21 protein-coding genes and 1 tRNA gene are annotated in these 22,397 nt (G+C 59.9%); 15 read left to right on the top strand and 7 right to left on the bottom strand.

All coding sequences use genetic code 11. The features are described 5' to 3' along the window. The first annotated feature begins 91 nt into the window (after positions 1–91). The 4 genes from gpmI (at position 92) to LCU97_RS15635 (ending at position 5,247) form a co-directional block, all read left to right on the top strand. Positions 92–1,621, top strand: coding sequence for a 2,3-bisphosphoglycerate-independent phosphoglycerate mutase (gpmI, locus tag LCU97_RS15650; protein WP_053147867.1), 1,530 nt, complete (start codon positions 92–94; stop codon positions 1,619–1,621). 206 nt (positions 1,622–1,827) lie between these two features. Further along, entirely contained in the window at positions 1,828–3,114 is a 1,287-nt protein-coding gene (locus tag LCU97_RS15645) for a murein hydrolase activator EnvC family protein (RefSeq protein WP_232777105.1), read from the top strand. A gap of 32 nt (positions 3,115–3,146) precedes the next feature. Then, complete coding sequence (locus LCU97_RS15640) at positions 3,147–4,463, top strand: S41 family peptidase (RefSeq protein ID WP_053147870.1); 1,317 nt, start codon at positions 3,147–3,149, stop codon at positions 4,461–4,463. A gap of 1 nt (position 4,464) precedes the next feature. Continuing rightward, positions 4,465–5,247, top strand: coding sequence for a divergent polysaccharide deacetylase family protein (locus LCU97_RS15635; protein WP_053147872.1), 783 nt, complete (start codon positions 4,465–4,467; stop codon positions 5,245–5,247). Positions 5,248–5,256: 9 nt separating this feature from the next. Here LCU97_RS15635 and LCU97_RS15630 read toward each other — a convergent pair whose 3' ends face one another. Further along, entirely contained in the window at positions 5,257–6,003 is a 747-nt protein-coding gene (locus LCU97_RS15630; protein WP_053147874.1) for a substrate-binding periplasmic protein, read from the bottom strand. 212 nt (positions 6,004–6,215) lie between these two features. On the opposite strand from LCU97_RS15630, the gene LCU97_RS15625 reads away from it, so the two are divergent. Next, positions 6,216–7,727 carry a trypsin-like serine peptidase gene (locus LCU97_RS15625; protein WP_232777104.1) on the top strand — a complete coding sequence of 504 codons (1,512 nt, stop codon included), beginning with the start codon at positions 6,216–6,218 and terminating at the stop codon, positions 7,725–7,727. Positions 7,728–7,751: 24 nt separating this feature from the next. Here LCU97_RS15625 and hisF read toward each other — a convergent pair whose 3' ends face one another. The 6 genes from hisF to LCU97_RS15595 form a co-directional block, all read right to left on the bottom strand. Next, positions 7,752–8,522 (bottom strand): imidazole glycerol phosphate synthase subunit HisF, encoded by a 771-nt coding sequence (gene hisF, locus LCU97_RS15620; RefSeq protein ID WP_053147878.1) that lies wholly within the window; start codon positions 8,520–8,522, stop codon positions 7,752–7,754. 9 nt (positions 8,523–8,531) lie between these two features. After that, positions 8,532–9,269, bottom strand: a complete 738-nt coding sequence (gene hisA, locus LCU97_RS15615) for a 1-(5-phosphoribosyl)-5-[(5-phosphoribosylamino)methylideneamino]imidazole-4-carboxamide isomerase (RefSeq protein ID WP_038605771.1) — start codon at positions 9,267–9,269, stop codon at positions 8,532–8,534. A 42-nt stretch (positions 9,270–9,311) separates the two neighbouring features. After that, a complete protein-coding gene (locus LCU97_RS15610) occupies positions 9,312–9,566 on the bottom strand; it encodes a DUF2164 domain-containing protein (protein WP_232777103.1) in 255 nt (84 codons plus the stop codon). After that, complete coding sequence (gene hisH, locus LCU97_RS15605) at positions 9,566–10,204, bottom strand: imidazole glycerol phosphate synthase subunit HisH (protein ID WP_053147882.1); 639 nt, start codon at positions 10,202–10,204, stop codon at positions 9,566–9,568. The genes LCU97_RS15610 and hisH overlap by 1 nt, the downstream gene beginning before the upstream one ends. Further along, positions 10,204–10,797 (bottom strand): imidazoleglycerol-phosphate dehydratase HisB, encoded by a 594-nt coding sequence (gene hisB, locus LCU97_RS15600; RefSeq protein WP_024778052.1) that lies wholly within the window; start codon positions 10,795–10,797, stop codon positions 10,204–10,206. Before hisB ends, hisH begins: the two co-directional genes overlap by 1 nt. 276 nt (positions 10,798–11,073) lie before the next feature. Then, a complete protein-coding gene (locus LCU97_RS15595; protein ID WP_053147884.1) occupies positions 11,074–12,735 on the bottom strand; it encodes an OFA family MFS transporter in 1,662 nt (553 codons plus the stop codon). 264 nt (positions 12,736–12,999) lie between these two features. Between LCU97_RS15595 and panM the strand changes: the two genes are divergently transcribed. From panM to LCU97_RS15545, 10 genes are all read left to right on the top strand, one after another. Further along, positions 13,000–13,398, top strand: a complete 399-nt coding sequence (panM, locus tag LCU97_RS15590) for an aspartate 1-decarboxylase autocleavage activator PanM (RefSeq protein WP_232777101.1) — start codon at positions 13,000–13,002, stop codon at positions 13,396–13,398. 73 nt (positions 13,399–13,471) lie between these two features. Continuing rightward, the gene (locus LCU97_RS15585; RefSeq protein WP_232777099.1) at positions 13,472–15,700 is read left to right on the top strand and encodes an AsmA family protein; all 2,229 of its coding nucleotides are present in this window, start codon (positions 13,472–13,474) and stop codon (positions 15,698–15,700) included. Further along, complete coding sequence (gene mutY / locus LCU97_RS15580) at positions 15,697–16,764, top strand: A/G-specific adenine glycosylase (RefSeq protein ID WP_053147891.1); 1,068 nt, start codon at positions 15,697–15,699, stop codon at positions 16,762–16,764. Before LCU97_RS15585 ends, mutY begins: the two co-directional genes overlap by 4 nt. Beyond that, positions 16,761–17,033 (top strand): oxidative damage protection protein, encoded by a 273-nt coding sequence (locus LCU97_RS15575; protein WP_053147893.1) that lies wholly within the window; start codon positions 16,761–16,763, stop codon positions 17,031–17,033. The genes mutY and LCU97_RS15575 overlap by 4 nt, the downstream gene beginning before the upstream one ends. 102 nt (positions 17,034–17,135) lie before the next feature. Next, positions 17,136–17,211 (top strand) — tRNA-Phe (locus LCU97_RS15570). 124 nt (positions 17,212–17,335) lie between these two features. After that, positions 17,336–17,665: a DHCW motif cupin fold protein gene (locus tag LCU97_RS15565; protein WP_232777098.1), complete on the top strand. Its 330-nt coding sequence runs from the start codon at positions 17,336–17,338 to the stop codon at positions 17,663–17,665. Positions 17,666–17,732: 67 nt separating this feature from the next. After that, complete coding sequence (locus LCU97_RS15560) at positions 17,733–18,134, top strand: hypothetical protein (protein WP_053147895.1); 402 nt, start codon at positions 17,733–17,735, stop codon at positions 18,132–18,134. A 248-nt stretch (positions 18,135–18,382) separates the two neighbouring features. After that, positions 18,383–19,453, top strand: a complete 1,071-nt coding sequence (locus tag LCU97_RS15555; RefSeq protein ID WP_232777279.1) for a PDDEXK nuclease domain-containing protein — start codon at positions 18,383–18,385, stop codon at positions 19,451–19,453. Positions 19,454–19,521: 68 nt separating this feature from the next. After that, positions 19,522–20,127, top strand: a complete 606-nt coding sequence (locus LCU97_RS15550) for a biliverdin-producing heme oxygenase (protein WP_053147897.1) — start codon at positions 19,522–19,524, stop codon at positions 20,125–20,127. After that, a complete protein-coding gene (locus LCU97_RS15545; protein ID WP_232777096.1) occupies positions 20,124–22,358 on the top strand; it encodes an ATP-binding protein in 2,235 nt (744 codons plus the stop codon). Before LCU97_RS15550 ends, LCU97_RS15545 begins: the two co-directional genes overlap by 4 nt. Positions 22,359–22,397: the final 39 nt, after the last annotated feature.

The following is a 22,397-nucleotide window of genomic DNA, read 5'->3' as shown; positions in this document are numbered from 1 at the left end:
ACCCCGCCCGGCGGTGACGGCATCGGAACTTACCTTTAAACTGCCCGTCCCTTTTGCATCGTCTTCTTTCAACCCGCCACGAGTGGATTCCATGACTACCACGCCTAAACCTTTGGTCCTGATGATTCTCGACGGCTTCGGTCACAGTGACAGCCACGAATCCAACGCCGTGTACGCCGCCAGAAAGCCTGTGCTGGACCGCCTCTGGGCCAGCGTGCCGAACGGCCTGATCTCCGGAAGCGGCATGGATGTCGGCCTGCCGGACGGACAGATGGGCAACTCTGAAGTCGGCCACATGAACCTCGGCGCCGGTCGCGTGGTTTACCAGGACTTCACCCGGGTGACCAAAGCGATCCGCGACGGCGAGTTCTTCGAGAACCCGACCATATGCGCCGCTGTGGATAAAGCCGTGGCCGCCGGCAAGGCTGTGCATTTCATGGGCCTGCTGTCCGATGGCGGCGTGCACAGCCATCAGGATCACTTGGTTGCCATGGCCGAACTGGCCGCCAAGCGTGGCGCCACGAACATTTACCTGCACGCTTTCCTCGACGGCCGCGACACCCCACCGAAAAGCGCCGCCTCGTCGATCGAGCTGCTGGACAACACCTTCCAATCCCTCGGCAAGGGCCGTATCGCCAGTATCGTCGGTCGTTACTACGCCATGGACCGCGATAACCGTTGGGATCGCGTCGCCCAGGCTTATAACCTGATCGTCGATGGCAACGCCGAATTCAGCGCCGCCACCGCCCAGGAAGGCCTGGAGGCCGCCTACGAGCGCGGCGAAAGCGATGAGTTCGTCAAGGCCACCACCATTGGCGCGCCGGTCAAGGTCGAGGACGGCGACGCGGTGGTGTTCATGAACTTCCGCGCCGACCGTGCCCGCGAGCTGACCCGTGTTTTCGTCGAAGACGATTTCAAGGAGTTCGAACGCGCCCGCCAGCCGAAACTGGCCGGTTTCGTGATGCTGACCCAATACGCCGCCAGCATCCCGGCCCCGTCGGCCTTCGCCGCCGGCAGCCTGGAGAACGTGCTGGGGGACTACCTGGCGAAAAACGGCAAGACCCAGCTGCGCATCGCCGAAACCGAGAAATACGCCCACGTGACGTTCTTCTTCTCCGGCGGCCGTGAAGAACCGTTCCCGGGCGAAGAGCGCATCCTGATCCCGTCGCCGAAAGTCGCCACCTACGACCTGCAACCGGAGATGAGCGCTCCGGAGGTGACCGACCGCATCGTCGACGCCATTGAAAACCAGCGCTACGACGTGATCGTGGTCAACTACGCCAACGGCGACATGGTCGGCCACAGCGGCGTCTTCGAGGCGGCGGTCAAGGCCGTGGAATGCCTGGACACCTGTGTCGGTCGCATCGTAGATGCTCTGGAAAAGGTCGGCGGCGAAGCGCTGATCACGGCCGACCACGGTAACGTCGAGCAGATGTCCGACGAATCCACCGGCCAGGCCCATACCGCCCACACCACCGAGCCGGTCCCGTTCATTTATGTCGGCAAGCGCGACTTCAAGGTCCGCGAGGGCGGTGTACTGGCCGACGTGGCACCGACCATGCTGATGCTGTTGGGCATGGAAAAACCGGCGGAAATGACCGGGACTTCGATTCTGGTTTGAGTAAACACATCCCCTGTGGGAGCGGGCTTGCTCGCGAATGCGCTAGGCCAGATAGGACTGGCAGCCCCATTCGCGAGCAAGCCCGCTTCCACAGGGGGTTTGTAGTGTTTTTCCGGCCAGTTATCACACAGCCCCAAATGGGCGTTTTTTTTGCAGCGTGGGGCGGGCATACTAAGCCGTCCCTTACCCTGGTGCCGCCCGCCCCTATGCTCCGCGTCCTGATAGCCCTCGTTCTGACCTGCCTGCTCCAACCGGCCTTCGCCGACGAACGCACGCAAACCCAACAACAGTTGGAGGCAACGCGCCAGGACATTGCCGAGCTGAAAAAACTGCTGGGCAAGTTGCAGGAAGAAAAAGCCGGCGTGCAGAAAGACCTGCGCGGCACTGAAACGGAAATGGGCAAGCTGGAGAAGCAGGTCGAGGCCCTGCAGAAAGAGCTGAAGAAAAGCGAATCCGAGCTGCAGCGACTCGATGGAGAGAAAAAAAAACTCCAGAGCGCGCGCACTGAACAGCAGAAGCTGATCGCCATCCAGGCCCGGGCGGCTTATCAGAACGGCCGTCAGGAGTACCTCAAGCTGCTGCTCAACCAGCAGAATCCCGAGAAATTCGCCCGTACCCTCACCTATTACGACTACCTGAGCCAGGCGCGCCTGGAGCAACTCAAGACCTTCAACGAGACCCTGCGCCAACTGGCCAATGTCGAAAAGGAGATCGAGCTGCAACAGGCCCAGTTGCTGGTGCAGAAAAGCAGCCTCGACACCCAGCGCGAGGAACTCGACAAGGTTCGCAAGGAGCGCCAGGTGGTCCTGGCCAGGCTCAACGATGACGTAAAGGCCCGCGATAGCAAGCTCAAGGCCCGTGAGCAGGATCAGGCCGAGCTGGCCAAGGTATTGAAGACCATCGAGGAAACCCTGGCCCGCCAGGCTCGGGAGGCGGAAGAAGCGCGTCAGAAAGCGCTGATCGCCCAGCAGGAAGCCGAAAAAAAGCGTTTACGTGAGGCACAGGCCGACACCAGCGATGAGCCCCGCAAGCCATCCAGGTCAAGCCCTGGCGCATTGGTTTCCAGTGAAGGAGAAACCTTCGGCGGCGCTTTCGCTTCCGCCCGAGGCAAACTTCCATGGCCGGTCAATGGTCGATTACTTGCACGCTTTGGTGAAACCCGCGGCGACGATACCCGTACAAAGTGGGACGGCGTGATGATCAGTGCCTCCGCCGGCAGCCAGGTCCATGCCGTTCACGGCGGGCGCGTGGTCTTCGCCGACTGGCTGCGCGGCGCAGGCCTGCTGGTAATCCTGGATCACGGCAACGGTTACCTTAGCCTGTACGGCCACAATCAGACGCTGCTCAAGAGCGCCGGCGATGTGGTAAAAGCCGGCGAGTCCATTTCCACGGTCGGCAACAGTGGCGGGCAGGATACGCCAGCACTGTATTTTGCTATTCGTCAGCAGGGTCGCCCCAGCGATCCGGCCCAATGGTGTCGTGCGCAAGGATAAGCGTGCCCATCCAATTAAGGAGTTCGTTCGACATGCTGCACTTGTCCCGCCTCACCTCGCTGGCCCTGACGATCGCCCTTGTGATCGGCGCGCCCCTGGCGTTCGCCGCCGAACCGGCCCCATCGTCCACCGCAGCTACGGCTGCCACCACCAAGGCCCCGCTGCCGCTGGACGAATTGCGTACCTTTGCTGAAGTCATGGACCGGATCAAGGCTGCCTACGTCGAGCCGGTGGATGACAAGATGCTGCTGGAAAACGCCATCAAGGGCATGCTCAGCAACCTCGATCCGCACTCGGCCTACCTCGGGCCGGAGGACTTTGCCGAGTTGCAGGAAAGCACCAGCGGCGAGTTTGGCGGCCTGGGCATCGAAGTTGGCAGCGAAGACGGCTTCGTCAAAGTGGTCTCGCCCATCGACGACACGCCTGCCTCCAAGGCAGGCATCCAGGCCGGCGACTTCATCGTCAAGATCAACGGCCAACCCACCCGCGGCCAGAGCATGACCGAAGCCGTGGACAAGATGCGCGGCAAGATCGGCCAGAAGATCACCCTGACCCTGGTTCGCGACGGCGGCACGCCGTTCGATGTCACCCTGACGCGAGCGGTCATCCAGGTCAAAAGCGTGAAGAGCCAGTTGCTGGAATCGGGTTATGGCTACATCCGCATCACCCAGTTCCAGGTCAAGACCGGTGAAGAAGTCGCCAAGGCCCTGGCCAAGCTGCGCAAGGACAACGGCAAGAAACTCAACGGCCTGGTCCTGGACCTGCGCAACAACCCCGGCGGCGTGCTGCAAGCGGCGGTGGAAGTGGTGGACCACTTCATCACCAAGGGCCTGATCGTCTATACCAAAGGCCGTATCGCCAACTCCGAATTGCGCTTCTCGGCCACTGGCAACGACCTGAGCGAAGCCGTGCCGCTGGTGGTGCTTATCAACGGCGGCAGCGCTTCGGCCTCGGAAATCGTCGCCGGTGCCCTGCAGGATCAGAAGCGCGGTGTTGTCATGGGCACTACCAGCTTCGGCAAGGGCTCGGTGCAGACCGTATTGCCACTCAATAACGATCGCGCCCTGAAGATCACCACCGCGCTGTACTTCACGCCCAATGGCCGCTCTATCCAGGCCCAGGGAATTGTCCCGGACATCGAAGTGCGCAAGGCCAAGATTACCAGCGAGCAGGACAGCGAGTACTTCAAGGAAGCCGACCTGCAAGGTCACCTGGGCAATGGCAACGGCGGTGCCGATAAACCGACCGGCTCCGGCGCCAAGGCGAAGCCGATGCCACAGGACGACGATTATCAGCTGGCCCAGGCCCTGAGCCTGCTCAAGGGACTGAATATCACTTCCGGCCGCTGAGATGCGCCTGCGGTTCCTCCTTGGCCTGTTGTGCTGTGTGGCCGGCGCCGCTCTTGCGGCGCCCGACACGCCACCCACTTCCCCGCACAAGGCTTACCTGAGTCTGATCATCGACGACCTGGGGCAGAACCTGCCTCGGGACCGCCGGGTCCTGGCCCTGCCCGGCCCGGTGACCGCGGCGATCATGCCCGATACGCCCCACGCGGCCGAGTTCGCTCGCGAAGCCCATCGCGCCGGCAAAATCGTCATGCTGCACATGCCGATGGACCCGGCCACGGGGCCGTTCGCCTGGCATCCGGAGCTATCCATCGAGGAACTGGGCAAGCGTCTCGACGCTGCGTTTGCTGCGGTGCCCTACACCAGCGGGATCAACAACCACATGGGCAGCCGCATGACCGCCCAGCCCCAGGCCATGGCGTGGTTGATGGCCGACTTGCAAAAGCGCCACAAGTTTTTCGTCGACAGCCGCACCAGCGCCCAGACCGTTGCAGCCGCCCAAGCGCAGAAAATCGGCCTGGCCAGTGTGTCTCGGGATGTGTTCCTCGATGATGAACGCACCGAAGCCGCCATCGCCCATCAATTACAAATCGCGATTGATCTGGCCCGGCGACAGGGCTCGGCCGTCATGATCGGTCATCCCTACCCGCAGACCCTGGCGGTGCTCGAACGCGAGCTACCCAAACTCCAGGCTCAGGGGGTGGAATGGATCGATATCAAGTCGATGATCAGCCTGCGCAGCAACCGGGCCATGATCGGACATGGGAAAGATGGGGTTTATCGGTAGCGCTTGGTCTTATAGATACCGCGCCATGATCGCATCCACTTTACCTTCCTTGCGCAGCTCATCCAGGGCCGCCTGGAGGCGGGCAACGATCTCGTCGGATACATCCTTGTTCAAGGCCAGGTACAGCTCCGCGCTGTTGAATCGCAATACGGTCTTGAGATCACTCACCCCTTCCTGACGCGCCAGATATCGCCCGGCCGGGTCCCCAGTGGCCCACAGGTCGATCTGCCCGTTGAGCAGTTTCCTGGCGTTGTCCTGGTCGCGCAGGACCACAATCGGATTCAGCCCTTGCTTGGCCAACGTCTCGGCAATCGCATCGCCCTTGTAGGCACCGATCCTGTAGCGTCGCGCCTGCTCCAGTGAGTCCAGGGCAATTTTGCTGTCCGCCTTGGCGAGCATGATCCAGTCGTCCGGGCCAATAGGGCCAACCCATTTGAACAGCCTCTCGCGCTCCGGCAATCGCGCCATGACAAACACACCATAACCGGGTTTTTCCAGGGCGAGCTTGTAGATTCGCTCCCAGGGAAAACGCAGCGTCAGGGTGTAGCTGATATCGGCGCGTTTGAAGATCTCGCGGACGATGTCCACGGCGATACCGTGGATATTTTCGTCCTGCGCGAAGTTCTTGCCATTCTTCGCCATGTTGTACGGCGGGAAGTTCTCGGTCAGCAGCACCAATGATGTATCGGCGGCGCGGGCACTACCTGCGAGCAGCAACGTGGCGCCTGCAAAGGCTAGAACGAAGCGTTTGAACATGTCGGACTACCGCAATCCATGGTGAACCCAAGAGTGCCTTGAGCACGCCATCGTGTCCACCGCACTTTGAATTCTCACTGAACCGTCCAGGATACGAATCACCTTCCTCACAGTTGAGGTATTTATCTACCACCTACTCTCGGTCCCTGCCTGATTAATTAAAGACGTCGGCCACAACGCTCTTTTATCTAATTGATTACAGGAACCACTCGATGAAATCGATCCTCTCACTGCTTATCGCCGCGCTCTGCTCGCTGGTCGAGCCAGACAATGCCTACAGCAAAGACTATGGTGAAGAGCTGCAAAACTTCACGGCTTCCAAGGTCCTTGAGAATGCCGGTGAAACCCATAACCATTGGCGAGGTATCGGACGCCTTTATATCAACGGCGCCTGCACCGCAACGCTTCTGGATACCAGGGATGCCTCTGTAGTCGAACCAACGCCCGCTTATGTACTCACTTCAGGGCACTGTATCGAGAAAGGCAACGGAAACATCGTTACTCATAAACGGCTCAGTGGAGTCATGCAGTTCGACTACTTCGCCGACACGCCCCTTTATAAAACCTATGCGTTGAAGGAAGTGGCGTGGCGAAGCATGCAAGGCGTGGACCTGGCGATCATTGAATTGGATGTCAGCCTGCAGATACTGCTCAAGGCAGGCATACAACCATTGGAATTGGCCCGGCAAAAACCCGACAACGGAACTGACGTCCTGATTGTGAGTGCCCCGCTGGGTTTCGAAAACGCCACATTGCGCATGGCGGCCTGCACGCTGCAGTCGGCCGAAGAAATTGTCGAAGGGCCATGGGTATGGCGAAACAACGTGATGACTCGCTGCCAGGACATAGCGGGAGGGAGTTCGGGAGCACCGATTCTTGGACGCCACTCCAACGAAATCATTGGCGTCGTGAACACCGGAAACCTGGCCAGCGGATTCGCACCCTGCCAGGAGCATGCGCCTTGTATGCGGGTTGGAGAGGCCTACAAAGCCATTCCAAACAATGTATATGGCAACCCGATAGCGTTTCTAAATAGTTGTTTCATACGGGGCCGTATAACCAGTGACGCGATAGCCTCTTGCCCCCTCTATCCAGCATTTACCGTGACTGCAGACTCGAAGGGGCTGGAAAGATACAAGCGAGTTAAAACAAGGGATGACGGGACAATTGAGTCCCCGACATGGGATTACCGATTTTCCATCAGCACTGCCTTTTACCGTCACAAAACCGTTCGCACCGCGAAGGACTGCGAAAATGGTCATCATTACAGTGATGCAATCAGTTCCAGCAACGCATTTATCGATTCCTCGATTGGCACCCGGCCCGGCTTTTACTTCCTGTGTATCGTGGGGGTGGATTCCGCCGCCCAGGAAGCTGAATTCGGGCTCATCAAGAACGCCCTTTCCCTTCCTGTCGAAGTGCTGGAAGATCTTCCCGTGGCGCGGCCTGAATTAGCCATCAGCACCGGCGTTGGAGTAGAACTGGCGCGCAATGAAGAATATCGAACCTATGCCGTCAAGTTTGGCTCGGTGGACGAGACTGATTGCGCAGAAAAAGACCAGTACGCCACCCATACATACCTGGACTTCTGGTTTATAGATGAAGAACTGCCGCTGAAATTCTGCACTATCGCTTATGACCGTTCGGGGCAGCCATCCGAACCGAGGGTCGATATCCTGAGCTCTGCGAGCGCCCCCCGCGATGCGATCCCGGCTGCCCATTGACGCAGGAAACCGGGTTCGATTGCACTAACGAATGACGATACCGCGCTGCGCCATATAGGCCTTGGCCTCGGGCACGGTGTATTCGCCGAAGTGGAAAATGCTCGCCGCCAATACTGCGCTGGCATGGCCCTCGATGATCCCGTCGGCCAAATGCTGCAGGTTGCCGACACCGCCGGACGCAATGACCGGGATACCCAGGGCATCGCTGATGGCGCGGGTGACGCCCAGGTCGAAGCCATTCTTCATACCGTCCTGGTCCATGCTGGTCAGCAGGATCTCACCGGCGCCCAGCCCCTCCATCTTCTTCGCCCATTCAACGGCGTCGAGCCCGGTGGGCTTGCGGCCACCGTGGGTGAAGATCTCCCAGCGCGGGGTTTCGCCCGGGCCGGACACCTTCTTCGCGTCGATGGCCACGACGATGCATTGCGAACCGAAACGCTGGGCCGCTTCGCCGACGAACTCTGGGTTGAACACCGCGGCGGTGTTGATCGACACCTTGTCCGCGCCGGCGTTGAGCAGGTTGCGGATGTCCTGCACGGTGCGCACGCCACCGCCCACGGTCAGGGGAATGAACACCTGGCTGGCCATGCGTTCGACGGTGTGCAGCGTGGTGTCGCGGCCGTCTACGCTGGCCGTGATGTCCAGGAAGGTAATCTCGTCCGCACCCTGCTCGTCGTAGCGACGGGCAATTTCCACCGGATCGCCGGCGTCACGGATGTTCTCGAACTTGACACCCTTGACCACCCGGCCGTTGTCCACGTCCAGGCAAGGGATGATGCGTTTGGCCAGCGCCATGGTCAGTCCTCAGCCTTTATAGGAATCGCAGAAGGCCTGGGCCTCGGCGACGTCCAGGGTGCCTTCGTAGATCGCACGACCGGTGATCGCCCCGATGATGCCAGGCGCCTTGGCGTCGAGCAGGGCCTTAATGTCGCCCAGGTTGTGGATGCCGCCGGATGCTATGACCGGGATCTTCGTGGCGGCAGCCAGGGCGGCGGTGAACGGGACGTTGCAGCCCTGCATCATGCCGTCTTTGGCGATATCGGTGTAAACGATGGCGGACACGCCGTCGGCCTCGAAACGCTTGGCCAGGTCGATTACCTGCACGCTGCTGACTTCGGCCCAGCCGTCGGTGGCGACGAAACCGTCCTTGGCGTCCAGGCCAACGATGACCTTGCCCGGGAAAGCGCGACAGGCTTCGGCGACGAACTCAGGCTCCTTCACGGCCTTGGTGCCGATAATCACGTAGCTCACGCCGGCCTTGACGTAGTGCTCGATGGTTTCCAGCGAGCGAATACCGCCACCGATCTGGATAGGCAGGTTCGGATAGCGCTTGGCAATGGCCGTGACCACTTCGCCGTTGACCGGTTGCCCTTCGAAAGCGCCGTTCAAGTCCACCAGATGCAGACGACGGCAACCGCCCTCCACCCACTTGGCAGCCATGCTCACCGGGTCATCGGAGAACACCGTGGAGTCTTCCATCCGGCCCTGACGCAGACGTACGCAAGCGCCGTCCTTGAGATCGATAGCGGGAATAATCAGCATCTGGCAAACCTTCAAATACGAATGTTCAGCTTGGCTCGGAAATCAGTTTTTCTCGAGCGCCCACAGGTCGCTTTCGATGCTTTCGAACCTTTCCTTAAGGTGCGTCTGCACGTCGAAAATCGCCCTGTTGTAGTAGTGCGGAGCAATTTCGCGGGTAAACAGGTCAAGAATTTCCGCCGCTTCGAACGAGCCCAGGTCCAGTTCGAAACGCTCCTCCATGAACCGCTGGATCTTGCGGTTCGCCTCACTTTCCTGCTCGGGCGTGAGGGTGAGGATCGACGGCTTCTTGCGTGCCATTACCAGCGACCGTCCCACGCCGCGAAGTTCTGCAACAGCTGCAGGCCATGGGTATGGCTCTTCTCGGGATGGAATTGCACGGCGAAACGCGAACCATCAGCCAGGGCGGCGGCGAAATCGACGCCATAATGACCGCTGCCCACCACCTGCCGCGCATTGCCGGCCGCGATGTAGTAACTGTGTACGAAGTAGAAGCGGGCCAGGTCCGGAATGTTGTGCCACAGCGGATGGTCCACCGCCTGCTTCACTTCGTTCCAGCCCATGTGCGGGACCTTCAGGTCCTCACCCTCTTCATGCAGGTTCTTGCCGAAGAATTTCACCTGGCCGGGGAACATGCCGATGCAATCGACGCCGGAGTTCTCTTCGCTGCGCTCCAGCAAGGCTTGCATGCCTACACAAATGCCGAGAAACGGGCGGTCCTGGCTGACCTCCTGTACCAGCGAGTCGAAGCCCAGGCGACGGATCTCGGCCATGCAGTCGCGAATCGCACCGACGCCGGGGAAGACCACCCGGTCGGCTTCGCGGATCACTTCGGCATCGCTGGTGATCAGTACCTTGCCGGCACCCACGTGTTCGAGGGCCTTGGCCACCGAGTGCAGGTTGCCCATCCCATAGTCGATAACCGCGACGGTCTGCATCACAGGACGCCTTTGGTGGAAGGCATCTGGCCGGCCATGCGGTCATCCAGCTCTACGGCCATGCGCAGTGCGCGGCCGAACGCCTTGAACACGGTTTCGATCTGGTGGTGGGTGTTGTGCCCACGCAGATTGTCGATGTGCAGGGTGACATTCGCGTGGTTGACGAAGCCCTGGAAGAACTCCTGGAACAAGTCGACATCGAAGCCGCCAACGGTGGCACGGGTGTACGGCACATGCATTTGCAGGCCGGGACGGCCGGAGAAGTCGATGACCACACGCGACAGCGCCTCATCGAGAGGCACATAGGCATGACCGTAACGACGGATGCCCTTCTTGTCGCCGATGGCCTGGGTAAAGGCCTGACCCAGCGTGATGCCGACGTCTTCCACTGTGTGGTGGTCGTCGATATGCAGGTCGCCCTTGCTGACGATGTCCAGGTCGATCAGCCCGTGACGGGCGATCTGGTCCAGCATGTGCTCAAGGAAAGGCACGCCGATATCAAACCGGGCCTTACCGGTGCCATCCAGGTTGATCGAGGCTTTGATCTGGGTTTCCAGAGTATCGCGCTCGACAGACGCCTTACGTTCGGCCATCACCAGCTCCGCAAAATCATTGGGCGAAAAAGGCAGCCATTATAGAGGCGCGAGCGGCAAACAGAAACACGAACGGTGATATCGCTGACGGGCTGGATGCCCCGTCGTCGGGGATAGACATGTCCATACAAGCAGTTTTGCCACCACCCGGAAACAAATGTGGGAGCGGGCTTGCTCGCGAAGGCGGTGTATCAGTCCACATCATCGTTAACTGACATACCGCTTTGGCGAGCAAGCCCGCTCCCACAGGATCGCAGCGTTTGCTTCAGCTATGCGTTAGTGAAACAACACCGCCGTCTTCTGCAGGGTCACCCACACACCCCACGCCAACGGAATGCCCACCACCAGCCAGGCAGCGACCGCCAGCGGCTTGGTGCCTGGTGCGGCTTTCCATTCCAGCGAAGTGGTGCTGTCGGCGCCTTTGTCATGACCCAGCGCCTGTTCGGCGGCCAGTTCGGCGTCGGTCATGAAGTATTTGTCGGCGACCGGGCGAACCATCAGGTTGCACAGGAAGCCCAGCACCAGCAGGCCGGCGAGGATGTACAGCGTGATGTCGTAGGCCGCGGCACGTTCAACGCCGATGCTCAATTGATATTCACGCAGGTAGTTCACCAGTACCGGACCCAGCACGCCTGCCGCGGCCCAGGCGGTCAGCAGACGACCGTGGATCGCGCCCACCATCTGCGTACCGAACAGGTCGGCCAGGTAGGCCGGAACAGTGGCGAAGCCGCCGCCGTACATCGACAGGATGATGCAGAACGCCGCCACGAACAGCGCGACGCTGCCCAGGTGCCCGAGGTTCGGAATCAACGCATACAGAGCAACGCCCAAGGCGAAGAACACGAAATAGGTGTTTTTACGGCCCAGGTAATCCGAGAAGGATGCCCAGAAGAAGCGCCCACCGATGTTGAACAGACTCAACAGACCGGTAAAGCCGGCCGCGATGGCAGCGATCTGGCCCAGTTGCGCGGCGTCCAGTTGACCAAAGGGCAGGTCGTTGCCGAGCAATTTGCCGCCAAACACTTCCTGCAGCAGTGGCGAAGCCATGCCCAGGATACCGATACCGGCAGACACGTTCAGGCACAGCACCAGCCATACCAGACGGAACTGCGGGGTTTTCCAGGCAACGTTCACGTGAACATGGCGATGGGTGATCATCGCATTGGCGGCTTTTTTCGGGGCTGGGGTCCAGCCTTCAGGTTTCCAGCCAGTCGGCGGAACGCGGTAGGACAAGGCACCACCGATCATGAACACGAAATAGATCGCAGCCATGACCAGGAAGCTTTGCCAAACGCCCACGTCAGTCGGCGAAGCGAAGTGGTTCATCAGCGCTGCAGCCAACGGAGCACCAACCATCGCGCCGCCACCGAAACCCATGATCGCCATGCCGGTTGCCATGCCACGCTTGTCCGGGAACCATTTGATCAGGGTGGAGACGGGCGAGATGTAGCCCAGGCCCAGGCCGATACCACCGATCACGCCGGAACCGACCCACATCAGCCAGATCTGGTGGGTATAAATACCCAGCGCGGAAATCAGCAGTCCGCCGCACCAGCACAAGGCCGACACGACACCTGCCTTGCGCGGTCCGGCGTGTTCCAGCCAGCCGCCCCAGATGGCTGCCGAGCAACCCAGGAAGATGAAGAACAAGGTGTAGATCCAGCCGAGCATCGAGATCGGCCAGTCGCATTGGGACGAAAAGACTTGCGAGATGAAACTCATATCCGGCGCGCAGGCCACGGGCTTGGTGATGCCCAGCGCCTTGGACAGTGGCAGCCAGAACACCGAAAAGCCATAGGCCATGCCGATGCACAGGTGAATGGCCAGTGCGGCCGGTGGCACCAACCAGCGGTTGAAGCCGGGCTTGGCAATAATGCGTTCCTTGGAGAGGAATGCTGGCTGGTCGGCAACGCCGTCCGCCGTAATGCTCGTGCTCATTGTGTATCCCCCAGTTGTTAGAATGGTTCGCCAGCCACGCATCACCCTCAGCCTTCATTGCACGCAGGCACGACTGTATTTTCCGGTGAAGCTCCATTTTGGTGCGACATCAAGTCGCAGAAGGACGGGCGAACGGGTAAAGGTTACCATTTGCTCGTGACAGAAAAACCAAAGTGATATCACCTTTTTTCATGCCACCTGTCTTATCGCGCCGTTGTCGGCTTTCTGTAGGGCGCAGATCTTTTTTATTTCTCAGGAATTTCCATGCCCATCGTCGTCGAACACGTGAGCGAAGCCACACGTCAGGATCAACAGGACCTGCAAAAAATCTTTCAGGATGCCCCCTCCTGGTTGTTGGAGCCGTTCAGCGACGCCGCCCAATTGATCCACACCTGCCTGGAAGAGGGCTCGCTGATCGCGGCACGCTTCAATGACCGGTTACTCGGCGCCGCTCGCCTGCAACGGCACCAGGACGCTTGGCACTTGTCTCAGATGTGCATACGAAACATCACTCGCCGCCGTGGCGTGGCTGAACGACTCGTGAGCGAAGCGCAGAGGTTGGCCCTGCAAGACGGCGCCCAGCTAAGACTGCGGGCCCCGGCCGGGCATCTGATAGCCCAGGCCCTGGCGGCGAAATTGAAACTGCCGCTGGATGAGTGCTGACTAAAGCCGAACACAAATCCACGGCGTTATACTCCAAGGCTAAATTTTGAACTCAACCTACAAGGATTCGCCCATGAAAGCGTTCGGCAAAATCCTGGGTCTGGTACTTCTCGGGTTGTTGCTGATCATTGTGGCCCTGGGCTTTGCCCTGACCCACCTCTTTGATCCCAACGACTACAAGGAAGAGATCCGCCAGATTGCCCGCGACAAGGCCCACATTGAGTTGACCCTCAATGGCGATATCGGCTGGAGCCTGTTTCCATGGCTGGGTCTTGAATTGCACGACGCCAGCGTCGCCACGCTGGCCAACCCGACACAGCCTTTTGCCGATCTGCAGATGCTCGGCCTTTCGGTACGCGTGATTCCTCTGCTGCGCAAAGAAGTGCAAATGAGCGATGTCCGGGTCGAAGGCCTGAACCTGCGGCTCAACCGCGACAAGAGTGGCCACGGCAATTGGGAAGACATCGGCAAAGTGCCGGCACCGGCCGCCACGACGGCGAGCGCTCCTGCACCGGCCGACCAACCCGCCCCGCCCGCCAGCACCCCGACGGAAAAACCTGCGCAGCCGACCCGGCTGGACATCGACAGCCTGACCGTGAACAACGCCAGGGTCGAATACACCGACGAGCAAACCGGCAAGCAGTTCAGCGCCGAAAGCATCCAGCTGAGCACCGGGCCGGTCCACGACTCCACCAATATTCCGGTCAAACTCACTGCCTTTCTTTCCAGCAACCAGCCTGCCGTGCGCGTGCGCACCGAAGTCAACGGCGAACTGCGCTTTGAACGTGCCTTGAAGCGCTACAAGTTCGAAGACCTCAAATTGTCCGGCGAAGTCACGGGGGATCCGTTGCAGGGCAAGACCCTGAACTTCAACGCCCAGGGCCAGCTATTCCTGGACAAGGCCGCCAACGTGGCCGAATGGACCGGCATCAAGCTGTCCCTGAACCAGTTGCGTGCCTTGGGCGAACTGAAGGTCAACGACCTCGACAAGACCCCGCAACTGAACGGCGGCGTATCGATCGCCCAATTCGACCTGGCGAACTTTGTCGACAGCATTGGCCAAAAGCTGCCAACCATGGCCGAGGGCAGTCTGACCAAAGTGGAACTGGCCAGCCGCATTGCCGGTACGCCCAGTAGCGTCGAACTCAATGACATCAATCTGAAGATCGACGACAGCACCTTCAGCGGCCGCATCGCTGTGCAGGATTTCGCCAAGCAGTCCTTGCGTGCGCAGCTCAAGGCCGACACATTCAACGTCGACCGCTATCTGCCACCGAAATCCGCCGAGACCGACAGTGCCAAGGCTGCTCGCGAGGCGGAAGTCAACAACACCGAAGCCAGTGCCATGGCGGGCGCGGGCAGCACGCCCCTGCCAAGCTCGCCGACCCAAGGTGCCTGGAGCAACGACCGGCTGTTTCCGGTGGAGCGCTTGAGCAAACTGGACATCGATGCCGACCTGACCTTTGGCCAACTGACGCTGGATAAACTGCCAATCCAGAATGCCGCCCTCAAGGCTACCGGCCAGGGTGGCCTGTTGACCCTGGAGAACCTGCGGGGCGATCTGTATAGCGGCAACTTCGAAGCCAAAGGCACCCTCGACGTACGCCAGGCCACGCCGCAATTGAACCTGCAAACCCGGATCAATCGGGTACCGGCCGAAAAAATCATCGAGAGCCAAGGCAAGAATCCACCAGTCAAAGGCCTGGTGACGCTCAACAGTGCAGTGACCGCCAGCGGCAACAGCCAGAAGGCGCTGATCGAAAGCCTCAACGGCAATGCCGGTTTCGTCATCAATGATGGCGTGCTGCTCAATGCCAACCTCGAACAGCAGCTGTGCAAAGGCATCGCCCTGCTGAACCGCAAGAACCTCAGTGGCGAACCCCGGGGCAAGGACACGCCGTTCCAGCAGCTCAACGGTAACCTTGTGTTCCACAATGGCGTTGCCAGCAACCCGGACCTGAAAGTCCGCATCCCTGGCATGACCGTGAACGGCAACGGCGATATCGACCTGCGGGTGCTGGGCATGGATTACCGGGTTGGCGTCATCGTCGAAGGCGACAAGAGCGACATGCCCGACCCGGCCTGCCAGGTCAACGAACGCTACGTCGATGTCGAATGGCCGTTGCGCTGCCGCGGCCCGCTGGAGCTCGGCGCCAAGGCCTGCCGCCTGGACAACGACGGCCTGGGCAAGGTCGCGGCGAAACTGGCAGGCGACCGTCTCGGCGACAAGATCGACGAGAAGCTGGGAGACAAAGTCAGCCCCGAGCTGAAGGATGCGCTCAAGGGACTGTTCAAGCGATGAGAGCCGAGCAGTTTTCCACCGCCGTCCTGGACTGGTTCGATCGCCACGGGCGCCACGATTTGCCCTGGCAACAAGACATCACCCCATACCGGGTGTGGGTTTCGGAAATCATGTTGCAGCAGACCCAGGTCAGCACCGTGCTCAATTACTTCGACCGGTTCATGGCCTCGCTGCCCACGGTACAGGCCCTGGCCGCCGCGCCGGAGGATGAAGTGCTGCACCTGTGGACCGGGCTGGGCTACTACACCCGCGCACGCAATCTGCAGAAAACCGCCAGGATCGTCGTCGACCAGTACGGCGGCGAATTCCCCCGGGACGTGGAGAAGCTTACTGAGTTGCCGGGGATCGGCCTGTCCACCGCCGGTGCCATTGCCAGCATCAGTATGGGCTTGCGGGCGCCGATCCTGGACGGCAACGTCAAACGGGTGCTGGCGCGCTTCACCGCCCAGGAAGGCTATCCGGGCGAACCCAAGGTAGCGAAACAACTGTGGGCCACTGCCGAGCGCTTCACGCCCCAGGATCGGGTCAATGCCTATACCCAGGCGATGATGGACCTGGGTGCAACACTCTGCACCCGCAGCAAACCCAGCTGCCTGCTCTGCCCACTGAAAGTCGGCTGTGAAGCTCACATGTTGGGCCTGGAAACCCGCTACCCGATACCCAAGCCTCGCAAGGAAGTCCCCAGGAAACGTACCTTGATGCCGATGCTGGCCAACCGTGAAGGCGCGATCCTGCTTTACCGTCGCCCCTCCACCGGCCTGTGGGGTGGCTTGTGGAGCCTGCCGGAACTCGACGACCTTGAAGACCTGCAGCACTTGGCCTTGCAGCATTCGCTGGAGCTGGGCAAGCAACAGGAACTGCCGAGCCTGGTTCACACCTTCAGCCATTTCCAGTTGGCGATCGAACCCTGGCTGGTCCGGGTCAGGGAAACCGGCCATCACGTGGCCGAGGCCGACTGGCTCTGGTATAACCTCGCCACCCCGCCGCGCCTGGGCCTTGCCGCCCCGGTCAAAACCTTGCTCGAACGCGCGGCCGTCGTATTGAATGCAGGAGAATCGTCATGACCCGCACCATCATGTGCCGCAAGTACAAAGAAGAACTGCCCGCCCTGGAGCGTGCTCCGTTCCCTGGCGCCAAGGGCCAGGACATCTACGACAATGTCTCGGCCAAGGCCTGGGCGGACTGGCAGAAACACCAGACCCTGCTGATCAACGAAAAACGCCTGAACATGATGAATGCCGAGGACCGCAAATACATCCAGGGCGAGATGGACAAGTTCTTTTCCGGCGAAGAATACGCCAAGGCCGAAGGCTACGTGCCGCCGTCCGAATAAGCTGCTCGACGCCGGGGCGAATCGTAAGCGACGGTAATAATTAAATATTTTTCGATAACGTGCTTGACGCCCCCCCGAAAAACCCGTTTAATGCGCCCCGTTGCCCAGATAGCTCAGTCGGTAGAGCAGGGGATTGAAAATCCCCGTGTCGGCGGTTCGATTCCGTCTCTGGGCACCAAATACCGAAAACCCGATCAAGCAATTGATCGGGTTTTTTATTGTCCGGAGTTTTCTTCCCTCCCCTCCATCGACTCGGCTACATTTCTCGTCACTGCCTCCCCTTCCCAACCCGACGAGTCAACATGGACATCACCGGCATCCCCTTCGGCACCACCGACTGGTCAACCCTAGAACCCACCGAACACAAAGGCGTCACCGGAAGCGCTTTTTGGCGCACCCGGCAATTCGGGAACATCCGGGTGCGAATGGTGGAGTACACAGCGGGGTATCTGGCCGACCACTGGTGTACCAAAGGTCACATCTTGTTTTGCCTCAAAGGGGAGCTGAACACCGAGCTGGAAGACGGTCGGCAATTCGTGCTCAAGCCCGGCATGAGCTACCAGGTAGCCGACCAGGCCGAGCCTCATCGTTCATCAACTTCGGTGGGGGCCACCTTGTTCGTGGTGGATTGAGATTCGAAGCCCTCGCCGTGAAGCTGTAGGATAGGTGGCCTTATTTCTCATGGCAGGAATCTGACCCATGTCATCGCCAGACAAACAGCAGAAGCGAAACCAGCGCGCCAAGGCGAAAGCCAAGAAGAACCGGATCCAGCGCGCCGCTGCGCCGAACGATTTCCTGGACCCGAATGATGAGCGCATCGACTTGGAGACTGTGGACCTGTCGGAGCTGTTCCAAGTCATGCGCGCTGCCGAAAAGGTCAGCCAACAGGCCATGTGCGCAGTTTTCCTGGGCCACCCTTTGCTGGCACTCGTGCTGGAGCAGGAAGGCGAAGAGGAAGCCACCGACTTTATCATTACCGCCTTGATCGAATATCGACGCATGACCACGGGTGTCGACGAGCAGACGGCACTGGACTGGGTCGAGAGCCCGCAATTCCAGGCTGATTACGTCGCCGCGTCCCAAGCCTTGGCGAACAGCTGAAACTGCAAATATCGTCCTGTGGCGAGGGGGTTCATCCCCGCTGGGCTGCGCAGCAGCCCCTCGAACGCCTGGATGACATTCTCCAGGTCTATGTCCTACAACACAGACTTCACCACCCGGCCGCCCCGTCATCCCGGTCCTGCATAAGTTTGCAATGATTCCTCCAGGCCAAACAGCATCGCCCTGCATCATCGAAACGACCGTTAGAGCATTCTCTTGGGCCGCCCAACACTACGGCTGCCATTTCGATAACTCCCCTACTGCCTCAAGACGACCCAGAACTCGCTCCCCTGATCAACGAACTCGGTGAACTGATCCGCCAGGCTCGCCAGAAGGTCCTGCGCGCCGTCGACACCCTCCAGGTGCAAACGTGCTGGCAGATCGGCCGGCACATCATTGAATTCGAACAGGGAGGCGCGGAGCGGGCGGCTTATGGGACCCGACTGCTGGCGACGCTGGCGAAGGTGCTAACGGGGAGGTTCGGGAAAGGGTTCGATGAGCGCAACTTGCGCCACATGAGAGACTTCTATCAAAAGTTTCCGATTTGGAACGCAGTGCGTACCGAATTGAGTTGGACCCATTACCGTACGCTTTTACGCATAGAAGATGGCAATGCCCGTCATTGGTACATGAACGAAGTGGCCATGCAGAACTGGTCCACTCGCGCCCTCGAACGCCAGATTGGCACCTTTTACTACGAACGCCTGCTGGCGAGCCGCGATCGTCCGGCAGTGCAGCAGGAGGCCGACACCCATCTCAAATCCCTCGACCTTGGCCCCAGGAATATCGTCAGGGACCCGGTCGTCCTGGAATTTCTCGGGCTGCCCAACGCCGGCATCCTGTTGGAAACCGATCTGGAACAGGCCCTCATCGATCAACTACAGGGCTTCCTTCTTGAACTGGGCAAGGGCTTCGCCTTCATAGCCCGTCAGCAACGTATCAGCACCGATAGCAAGGACTTCTACCTGGACCTGGTCTTCTACAACTACCTGCTCAAATGCTTCGTGATCGTCGACATCAAGCGCGGCGAACTGAGCCACCAGGACATCGGGCAGATGGATATGTACGTGCGCCTCTACGACGACCTGAAGCGCAGCCCCGACGACAAACCCACCGTCGGTATCATCCTCTGTGCCCAGAAGGATGAGTCAGTGGTGCGTTATTCCGTCTTGCGAGGCAATGAACAATTATTCGCCAGCCAATACAAACTGGTCCTACCCACGGAAGAAGAGTTGCGCATTGAGCTGGATCGCGAGCGGGCGCGGCTTGGGGAGCGGCACGACAACGAAAGGCGAAAGTCGACGCCTGATGACCGCTAACTTTAAAAACCCCTGTAAGCTTTGATGCGCTTTTTCAGCAACGCCTCACCTCAAGAGTCCTTTTCCGCATGCCAACGGTTGCATCATCTTCCTCTCTGATCCAGGCATTGCGGACCGAAACCGCCGAGCTCCACGTCGCCCTGGAAAAACGTCTGCCGTTTTTCTCCGCTGGCCTGGATCTTGAGTTCTACCGGCGCTTGATGGCGGCCTACTACGGTTTTTACCAGCCGCTGGAACAACGCCTGCATGTCCTGTCGCTGACACCGACCGGACTGGATCAGTCCCTGCGAATCAAGCTCCCCGTCCTGCGGGCGGATCTCGTGGCGCTGGGCCTGGATGACGCCGCCATCGAGGCGCTGCCCACCTGCCACCTACTGCCCGAGATAGAGTCTCGCACCGCCGCGCTCGGCGTGTCCTATGTGCTGGAAGGGGCAACCTTGGGCGGGCAGATCCTGCGGCGCCGGGTAGCCGAACAGCTTGATCTGGACGCTTCCAGCGGTGCGGCGTTTCTCGATGTGTACGGCGAACTGACCGGGCGGCGTTGGAAGGATTTTCTCGATTACCTGGGTGACAGGAACCTTGGCAGCGCCCAGACGCTCGAAGTCACACGCGCCGCCAAGGCGACATTTACCTGCTTTGAACGCTGGCTGGACAGCCAGGAGGTCCTGTTATGAACCCGGAAAACCAAGAAGCCTTCGAAGAACTGCTGGCCAATTGCGCAGACGAACCGATTCGCTTCCCCGGGGCCATTCAGCCTCACGGCGTGCTGTTGATGTTGTCCGAACCCGACTTCGTGATCCGCCAGATCAGCGCCAACGTAACGCAGCTGATGGGCCATGATGCCAACCGACTGTTGGGGCAGACGCTGGACGAACTGTTCGGGTCGAAACAAGCCGAAGCCATCCGTGACGCCTGTCGCGTCGAGGCAGGAGACGACAACGCCCCTCTGGAAATCCTGGTGAACCAGCAGCGTTTCGACGCCCTGGTCCATCGCCATCAGGGTGTCCTGATCGTCGAAATGGAGCAACACCTGAGCGACTACCGCCCCGAAGGCGTCAACGGGGAGGCCAACATGGGCCGCATGCTGCAGCGTCTGCAAGGCGCGAAAACCCTCCAGGCCCTGTACGACATCAGCGTTCGGGAAATCCAGGCCATGACCGGCTACGATCGCGTGCTGATTTATCGCTTCGAAGAAGAAGGCCATGGGCAGGTCATTGCCGAAACCAGCGCACCCTCGATGGAACTCTATAAAGGACTGTTCTTCCCGGCATCGGATATTCCCGAGCAGGCCCGTGAGCTGTATCGCACCAACTGGTTGCGAATCATCCCCAACGCCGAGTACACGCCGGTACCGCTGGTTCCCGAGCTGCGTCCCGATACGCAGACGCCGTTGGATTTGAGCTTTGCAACCCTGCGCAGTGTTTCGCCGATCCACCGGCAATACATGAAGAACATGGGGGTGCTGTCCTCCATGAGCATCTCGCTGATGGATGGTGAACGCTTATGGGGGCTGATCAGTTGCGGCAACCGTCAGCCCCTGCTTGTCCCCCATGAGATGCGCAAAGCCTGCCAGACCATCGGCCAGGTGCTGTCGCTGCAGATCAGTGCCATGGAGGCCCTGGCGCTGAGCCGCCAACGAGACGCCAAGCTTGACGATCTCGACATACTGGCCAAAGCCATGGCCGAGTCCAGCGATAACGTCTTCGACGGTTTGTCCCACGAACCACATCGCTTGATGGACCTGACCGGGGCCAGCGGAGTCGCGATTTTCGAAGACAACAAGCTGCACCGTCACGGCCGGTGTCCTGAACCGGAGCAGATCCGGGCGCTGCACCAATGGATTCTTGAAAGCGGTCAACCGGTATTCTCCCACCATCAGTTGGGCAGCGTTTACTCGCCAGCCCTGGGTTACCAGGACGTGGCAAGCGGTGTGCTGGCAATTCACCTGCCCAAGCCAGTGGAAAACGGCGTGTTGTGGTTTCGGCCCGAAGTGAAGGAAACCATCCATTGGAGCGGTGATCCGCAAAAACCCTTGGACCTGGAAGACAGCAACACCGGCTTGCGCCTGCGACCCCGGACGTCCTTCGAAATCTGGAAAGTCGAAATGGCCGGCATCAGCGCCAAATGGAGCCATGGCGACCTCTTCGCCGCCAACGACCTGCGGCGTTCGGCCCTGGAAAACGATCTGGCCCGGCAGGTGCTCAAGGAACGTCAGGCCGTGCAAGCTCGCGATGAGCTGGTGGCAGTGGTTTCCCATGACCTGCGCAGTCCGATGACGGCCATCTCCATGCTCTGCGGCATGATGCAGAAGTCCTTCAGCTCCGACGGCTCCCACAGTTCGAAGCGAATTGCCTCGGCCATCGATACCATGCAACAGGCGACCAGCCGCATGAACGCGCTGCTGGAGGACCTGCTCGATACCTCGCGTATTGACGCCGGGCGTTACACCATCAATCCCCAGCCGATGGAAGTCAGCCAGATATTCGACGACGCCTGCTCGCTCCTGACACCGCTGGCCAACGCCAAGGCCATCGATATCTCGTTCCACGCCGAACCCGACCTGAAAATCAAGGCTGACCCCGAGCGATTGTTCCAAGTGCTGTCCAACTTGATTGGAAACGCCATCAAGTTCACACCCCAAGAAGGTGTCATTGGCATCAGCGCGATGTCGATGGGCGATGAAATCGTGTTCAGCGTCCGCGATTCCGGCCAAGGCATCGCGCCGGAGCAGTTGCCTCATATTTTTGATCGCTATTGGACAATCAAGGAAGGCAACCCCAACGGCACCGGACTGGGGTTGTACATTTCCAAAGGGATTGTCCAGGCCCATGGCGGTAAACTGCACGCCGAAAGCCAGCCGGGCAAGGGCAGCGAATTCCGCTTTACCGTGCCGAGAGTCAACTGAGCCAGGCATCACTTTTTAACGAATTGGAAACCGAAGCCC

This window comes from Pseudomonas uvaldensis (genome assembly GCF_021271205.1).
Classification (GTDB): Bacteria; Pseudomonadota; Gammaproteobacteria; order Pseudomonadales; family Pseudomonadaceae; genus Aquipseudomonas; species Aquipseudomonas uvaldensis.
The sequence above is the reverse complement of the archived record's forward strand: the minus strand, read 5'-3'. Positions and strand labels throughout refer to the sequence as shown.